Source organism: Martelella sp. UBA3392 (assembly GCF_002358775.1).
In the GTDB taxonomy this organism is placed as follows: Bacteria; Pseudomonadota; Alphaproteobacteria; order Rhizobiales; family Rhizobiaceae; genus Martelella; species Martelella mediterranea.
The window spans coordinates 35808-42451 of sequence record NZ_DEPM01000093.1 but is presented as its reverse complement, the minus strand read 5'-3'; the positions used below and the strand labels follow the sequence as shown (position 1 = coordinate 42451).

General features: G+C 62.8%; 6 protein-coding genes and 1 riboswitch. Of the genes, 3 read left to right on the top strand and 3 right to left on the bottom strand.

The genetic code is table 11. The features are described 5' to 3' along the window. The first annotated feature begins 297 nt into the window (after positions 1 to 297). Positions 298 to 588, top strand: a complete 291-nt coding sequence (locus B4E36_RS07140) for a YggT family protein (RefSeq protein WP_018062808.1) — start codon at positions 298 to 300, stop codon at positions 586 to 588. A gap of 31 nt (positions 589 to 619) precedes the next feature. On the opposite strand, the gene B4E36_RS07135 is transcribed toward B4E36_RS07140, so the two are convergent. After that, on the bottom strand, positions 620 to 1708 hold the full coding sequence (locus B4E36_RS07135) for a 2'-deoxycytidine 5'-triphosphate deaminase (RefSeq protein WP_292057015.1): 1089 nt from the start codon (positions 1706 to 1708) through the stop codon (positions 620 to 622). 70 nt (positions 1709 to 1778) lie between these two features. Further along, a riboswitch (SAM riboswitch) is annotated at positions 1779 to 1856 on the top strand. A gap of 33 nt (positions 1857 to 1889) precedes the next feature. On the opposite strand from B4E36_RS07135, the gene B4E36_RS07130 reads away from it, so the two are divergent. After that, the gene (locus B4E36_RS07130; protein WP_292057012.1) at positions 1890 to 3074 is read left to right on the top strand and encodes an O-succinylhomoserine sulfhydrylase; all 1185 of its coding nucleotides are present in this window, start codon (positions 1890 to 1892) and stop codon (positions 3072 to 3074) included. Between the two features lie 154 nt (positions 3075 to 3228). Then, positions 3229 to 3624 (top strand): Co2+/Mg2+ efflux protein ApaG, encoded by a 396-nt coding sequence (apaG, locus tag B4E36_RS07125; RefSeq protein WP_292057009.1) that lies wholly within the window; start codon positions 3229 to 3231, stop codon positions 3622 to 3624. A 72-nt stretch (positions 3625 to 3696) separates the two neighbouring features. Here apaG and B4E36_RS07120 read toward each other — a convergent pair whose 3' ends face one another. Together B4E36_RS07120 and B4E36_RS07115 are read right to left on the bottom strand one after the other, a co-directional pair. Further along, complete coding sequence (locus B4E36_RS07120; RefSeq protein ID WP_292057008.1) at positions 3697 to 5304, bottom strand: APC family permease; 1608 nt, start codon at positions 5302 to 5304, stop codon at positions 3697 to 3699. Positions 5305 to 5519: 215 nt separating this feature from the next. Continuing rightward, positions 5520 to 6644: FMN-binding glutamate synthase family protein (locus B4E36_RS07115; RefSeq protein ID WP_345900174.1), on the bottom strand; the 1125-nt coding region annotated here is incomplete at its 5' end.

Sequence of the window (6644 nt, the reverse complement as noted above, 5' to 3'; positions counted from 1 at the left end):
CGACGCAGGCGTTCAAAATCGCCCGGCCCTGAAAGGGTGCGGCTGGAATGGCCCCCGTGGGCGTCAAAATCCTCGCGCGATGCTCAAGCATCGCTCTGCGGTATTTTCCTACTCGGATGGCCATTGCAGCGCGCATCATATGGGTCCTAATCATCGGTCCTTGGTATTAGATAAGCTTTCGGGAGACATGATGCGCTGAGGGCGCAACCGGCAATAAATACCGGACAAAACCCGCCGCCCCTTGCTCGTTTAGAATTGAATGTCTAAATGTTTGCAAGGAAAAAACGGGAGTCCTTCATGATCGCGCTGTTCGAGACGATTTACTACGCACTTGAAATCTATAAGTGGGTGATCATCGCCAGCGCCATCTTCTCCTGGCTCTACGCTTTCAACATCATCAATGCGCACAGCCCGTTCATCAACTCGATCGGGCGCGGGCTCTACGCGGTCACCGAGCCGGTCTATCGGCCAATCCGCAATTTCCTGCCCAATCTCGGCGGGATCGACATCTCGCCGGTGATCGTGCTGTTGATCGTGTTCTTCCTGCAGCGCCTGATCCTCACCGGCGTCATGCCGCGGCTCTACTGAGCGCGCCCGCCGCAATGCAGAATTGATCCGCTCACCCGGCCTTGAAGTGCTTGGAGAGCTTCAGTCCCTGCGCCTGATAGTTTGAGCCGAGGCCCGCGCCATAAAGGGTCTCGGGCATTTCCAGCATGTTCTCGTAGATCAGCCGGCCGACGATCTGGCCGTGTTCGAGAATGAACGGCACCTCGTGGCTGCGCACTTCCAGCACCGCCCGCGCACCCCCGCCGCCGGCGCCCGCATGGCCGAAACCGGGATCGAAAAAGCCGGCGTAATGCACCCGGAACTCGCCCACCAGCGGATCGAACGGCGTCATCTCGGCGGCACAGAGCGGCGGCACGTGCACCGCCTCGCGCGAGACCAGAATGTAGAACTCGTCAGGATCGAGGATCAGTTCGCCCTTGCCGCGGCCTTGGATCGGTTCCCAGAAATCGAGCACGTCGTAACCGGCCTTGCGGTCGACATCGATCACGCCGGTATGGTGCTTGCCGCGATAGCCGACCAGCCCCTCGCCCGCCAGATCGATCGACAGCGCGATCCCGCCGCCGGAGACATTCGGCATCTCGCTCGCTACCAGCGTCTCGCGTTCGTGGAGCGCCAGAAGTGCGGACTCCGAGAGCACGGATTGTCCCGTTCGGAAACGGATCTGCGACAGCCGCGATCCCTGACGGACGATTATTGGAAAGGTGCGCGGCGAGATCTCGAGATAGAGCGGGCCTTCGTAGCCGGCCGGGATGATGTCGAATTCCTGGGCGTAATCGGAAATCACCCGCGTGAAGATATCGAGGCGGCCGGTGGAGCTTTTCGGATTGGTCGAGGCCGACAGCCCGTCCTTAAGCTTCAGCGCCTCCATCAGTTCGACGATATAGACGCAGCCGGTCTCCAGCACCGCGCCCTCGGTAATGTCGATCTCATGCATGCTGAGGCGCGAAAGCTTGTCCCCGACCTTGTGGCCGGGCCCCGGCAGGAAGCTTGCGCGGACGCGATAGGCCTTCGCGCCGAGCCGCAGATCGAGGCTTGCGGGCTGGATCTGGTCGTGATCGCGCGGCGCGGCCGCAATCAGATTACCGTTATCAAACAGGCTGGCGATCGCGCGATCTGCCAGAATTCCGGGCTTTTGTGACATGTTTTGCTCCTGTCGGGCGACAAAACCAAGCTTTCAGAATTGACGCAAGCGCTTATAGGGATTATGCCGCCTTTATACCCGTGGTGATTTGGCCGGTCGGCTTGCAGCCACGTTAAACAACTAGCTAAAAGGCCGGGTGAACCGGTCCCGCGCGACCGGTTTTTTTGTTTGGAGAAATATGATGAAAAAGTCCTGGCGTCCTCAGACCAAGCTCGTTCACGGCGGCAGCCTCCGTTCGCAGTATGGCGAAATGTCGGAGGGCATCTTCCTCACCCAGGGCTTTCTCTATGAGAATTCCGCCGCCGCCGAGGCCCGTTTCAAGGGCGAGGAGGAAGGCTTCATCTACGCCCGCTACGGCAGCCCGACCAATGCGATGTTCGAGCAACGCATGTGCGCGCTGGAAGGCGCGGAGGATGCCCGCGCCACCGCCTCCGGCATGGCCGCCGTTTCCGCAGCGATCCTCTGCCAGTTGAAGGCCGGCGACCATATCGTCGCGGCCCGCGCGCTGTTCGGCTCCTGCCGCTGGGTGGTCGAAACGCTGGCCCCGAAATACGGCATCGAATGCACGCTGGTCGATGGCCGCGATCTTGCCAACTGGGAAGCCGCGATCCGGCCCAACACAAAGCTATTCTTCCTCGAAAGCCCGACCAATCCGACGCTGGAAGTTGTCGATATCGCCGGCGTCGCCGCCCTTGCAAAACAGGCCGGCGCGCGCACCGTGGTCGACAATGTGTTCGCCACGGCGCTCTACCAGAAACCGCTGGAACTTGGCGCCGACATCGTGGTCTATTCCGCGACCAAGCATATTGATGGCCAGGGCCGGGTCCTTGGCGGCGTGGTGCTGTCGTCGAAGGAATGGATCGAGGAAGAGCTGCAGGATTATTTCCGCCATACCGGCCCCGCGCTCTCCCCGTTCAACGCTTGGCTGCTCTTGAAGGGGCTCGAAACCTTCCCGCTGCGCGTGCGCCAGCAGACCGAGACAGCGGGCCGGATCGCCGATTTCCTGGCCGACCAGAAACAGGTCGCGCGGGTCATCTATCCCGGCCGCGACGACCATCCCCAGGCCGATATCGTGAAGAAGCAGATGGCCGCCGGCTCCTCGCTGGTCGCCTTCGAGTTGAAGGGCGGCAAGGACGCGGCCTTCGCGCTGCAGGACAAGCTCGACATCGTCTCGATCTCCAACAATCTCGGCGATGCCAAGAGCCTGATCACCCATCCGGCGACCACGACGCACAAGAACCTCGCGGAGGAAGCCCGCCTCGAACTCGGCATCACCGGCGGCACCATCCGGTTCTCGGCCGGCATCGAGGACACCGACGACCTGATCGAGGATTTCGCCCAGGCCCTTGCGAAATTGCCGGTCTGAGCCACATTGGCCTCACGGGCGGCCAGAGCATCGGGCGAAAAGTAGGTCCCGGTTTTTCGATGCCCCGATGCGTTAAGACAAAGAGCTGGATCATCGGGCGGTTCAGATTGACCGCCCAATGATCCAAGCCGGTCGGGGCTTGCAGGGAGAACCAGTGCACTACAGGGCGATCACCCACGAGATCGAGGTCAGCGTCAGGCCAAGCTTCCTGGAAAGCCATTCCATGCCGGAGGACGAGCATTTCGTCTGGGCCTATGAGATCGAGATCGCCAATCACCGCAGAGACCGGATCGAGATCGTCTCGCGCCACTGGACGATTACCAATGCCAGCGGCATTGTCGAAACCGTGTCGGGCGACGGCATCGCCGGAAAGCACCCCGTGATCGCGCCGGAAGAGCGCTACAGCTACCAATCCGCCGCACCGCTCGACACGCCCTCCGGCATCATGGTCGGCCACTACGTCGCCAGAACCGCCGACAATCGCCTCCTCAAGATCGACATCCCCGCCTTCTCGCTGGATTCGCCCTATGACGCCGGAAGCCGGCATTGATTTCCGGGCCAGAGAAAGTGACGTAAAAGCCGCCCGTCGATGACAACGGGCGGCTGAGGCAGGTCGACAGGATTACTCCCGCGTCATCGCGTCCTCGATGTCGTCGCCGTCATATTCCTGGCGTTCGATTTCGTGCTGCTCGTGGCGGAAGCGCTCGAAGACCTCCTGTGAGACGCGGCCGCGGACGGCCATCAGGAAAATCACCACGGCAAACAGGCCGACCAGCACGGAATCGAGCGGGTGGGGGATGACGCCGAGACCGCCGCCATAGCCGCCGAGATAGGAGATCACGGCGATGCCGGCCATGTAGATTCCGAACCAGACCGCGCTCTTCGGCTCCAGATCCTCCCGGCCGATCACCGCGAAGCGCAGCAGGAACAGCACCGCGCCGACGGCAAGCAGTGCCAGCAAGAGCCAGATCGTGCTCCAGCCGGACCAGAAGATCATCAGGCTGGCGATCACGAAGGCGACGGCGCCGATGAAGCCCGCGGCGGGCACCACGAACGGCCGGCGCGCATTGGGCGCGAGATAGCGGAAGGCGACCATGGAAACCGGACCGGCGATGAACGACAGCACCACCGCCGCGCTGTTCAGCGCGAGAATCTGCTGGAACGGCAGCACGATCAGCATGAACAGCGCCACCACATAGTTCAGGATCAGCGCCCAGAGCGGCACGCCAAATTCGTTGAGCTTGGCGAACAGGCGCGGGAACACGCCATTGTTCGACATCGCCAGCGCCAGACGCGCATTCGAGCTGACCGAGACGAGGCCGCTGCCGGCGGGCGAGATCACGGCGGCGACATTCAGCATGCTGAGAAGCCACAACACCCCGATCGAGGTTGCCAGCGCGCCAAGCGGTCCGAGTTCATGGGTCGCCTCGATCGTCTGCCAGCCGCCCGCAAGCGATGCCGGGTCGATGGCGCCGACGAAGGCGATCTGCAGGCCAACATAGATCGCAAGGCAGATCAGCACCGACAGGATCAGCGCCAGCGGAATCACCCGCTGGGTATTGCGCACCTCGCCCGCAAGGTCGATTGCGTGGCGGAAGCCGATGAAGGCGAAGACGACCCCGCCGGTGGAGACGGCGGCGAAAATGCCGGGAACGCCGAACGGCGCGAAACCGCCGGCGGATGTGAAATTCGAGGGCTCGAACCGGGCCGCGACGATGACCACGATGAACACCACCGGCACGAACAGCTTGAACCACGTCATCGCGGTGTTGATGCGGGCGAACCACGCCACCCCGAAGACGTTGATAACGGTGAGCACCGCGAGGAATACGGCGGCGGCGAGATAGCCGGAAACGGTCAGGCCGCCGGCGCTGTTGGTCAGCCACGGCAGATAGGAAGAGGCATAGCCGAGCGAGGCCTTCACCTCGATCGGTGCGGTGGTGCAATAGCCGACCCAGGCGCTCCAGCCCATGGCGAGCGCCAGCAACCGGCCGTGGGAGAACTGCGGAATGCGGGCGATGCCGCCGGCGATCGGAAACAGCGTGGAATTCTCGGCATAGGTAAGCGCGATCAGAAGCATCGCCACCGCGCCGATCAGCCAGGCTATGATCGAGGCGGGCCCCGCAAGCTGCGCCGTATCAAGCGGGGCAAACAGCCAGCCGGAACCCAGTACACCGCCGACCGCGACAAATGTCAGTCCGATCAGCCCGATTTCGCGTCGCATCGCCATAGAAAATCCCCCTTAGCTCAATGCGCTTCAACGAGTGCAGCCGACCACCCCTGCTGGCTTACTACAGTGAATATGCAATACTCGGCTTCAATTATTTGAACGGGCGCGAAACCGAGTCAATCGGTTTCGCGCCCTACGTTTAAATTCGTCGGCATTGCGTCCAAATTGCAACCGGAACCGATCAGACGGCGGCCTTACCGAACGGACCGGCAGGTTCAGCCGGCGCTGGCGCGCATCCGCACCAGATCGGCCGTGGGGCGGAAACTGTCCGGGCTCGCCGCACGCCACCAGTCGGCGTAGAGCGTCGAATCGGGGTCGTCCACCAGCACGCCTTCCGGCAGGAAGGTATGCAGCTTGTCGAGCGGCACGGCGTCATGCGAGCCGAGACGGTGCATGATGTGGTGCGGCTGCAGGTCCTGCGGATGGGCATAGCCGCAGGCGGCAACGATTTCCGAGAGCGCCTCGACGGTCTTCTTGTGGAACCGGGCGGCGTTGGCGCCCTGCTCTTCCGGCACAAGCGCGCGCTGACGCCACTTGTCCTGGGTGGTGACGCCGGTGGGACAGGTGCCGGTGTGACAGCGCTGCGCCTGGATGCAGCCGACCGACATCATGAAGGCGCGGGCCGCATTGCACCAGTCGGCGCCAAGCGCGAGGTTGTGCGCAAGCCCCATGCCGGAGAACACCTTGCCGCTGGCGGCAAGGCGGACATGCTTCTTCACGCCCGCGCCGACAAGCGCGTTGCGCATGATGATCAGCCCGTCCCAGAGCGGCATGCCGACCCAGTCGGCAAGTTCCAACGGAGCAGCACCCGTGCCGCCCTCGGCGCCGTCGATCACGATGAAATCGGGATAAATGCCGGTCGAAAGCATCGCCTTCACCAGCGCGAAGGGCTCATGCGGCTGGCCGACACAGAACTTGATGCCGACGGGCTTGCCGCCGGAAAGATCACGCATTTTGGCCGCGAATTCCAGCATCTCCACAGGCGTCGAAAATGCAGAGTGGCCGCGCGGCGACAGACAGTTCTGGTAGACTGGTACGCCGCGCACCTCGGCGATCTCGGGCGTGACCTTGGAGCCGAGCAGCATGCCGCCATGGCCGGGCTTGGCGCCCTGGCTGACCTTGATCTCGGTCATCTTGACGGCGTCATTGGCGGCTTTGTCGCGAAACTTCTCGGGATCGAAATGACCGTCCTTGTCGCGCGCGCCGAAATAGCCGGAGCCGATTTCCCAGACCACGTCGCCGCCATGTTCGAGATGGTAGCGGCTGAGCCCGCCCTCGCCGGTGTCCTGGTAGAACCCGCCGGTCTTCGCGCCGATATTCATCGCGCGCACGGCATTGGC

Bases quoted from the DNA above. Each gene is read 5' to 3' on its own strand.
- B4E36_RS07135 (WP_292057015.1), bottom strand. From the start codon at position 1,708: ATGTCACAAAAGCCCGGAATTCTGGCAGATCGCGCGATCGCCAGCCTG.
- B4E36_RS07120 (WP_292057008.1), bottom strand. From the start codon at position 5,304: ATGGCGATGCGACGCGAAATCGGGCTGATCGGACTGACATTTGTCGCG.
- B4E36_RS07140 (WP_018062808.1), top strand. From the start codon at position 298: ATGATCGCGCTGTTCGAGACGATTTACTACGCACTTGAAATCTATAAG.
- B4E36_RS07130 (WP_292057012.1), top strand. From the start codon at position 1,890: ATGAAAAAGTCCTGGCGTCCTCAGACCAAGCTCGTTCACGGCGGCAGC.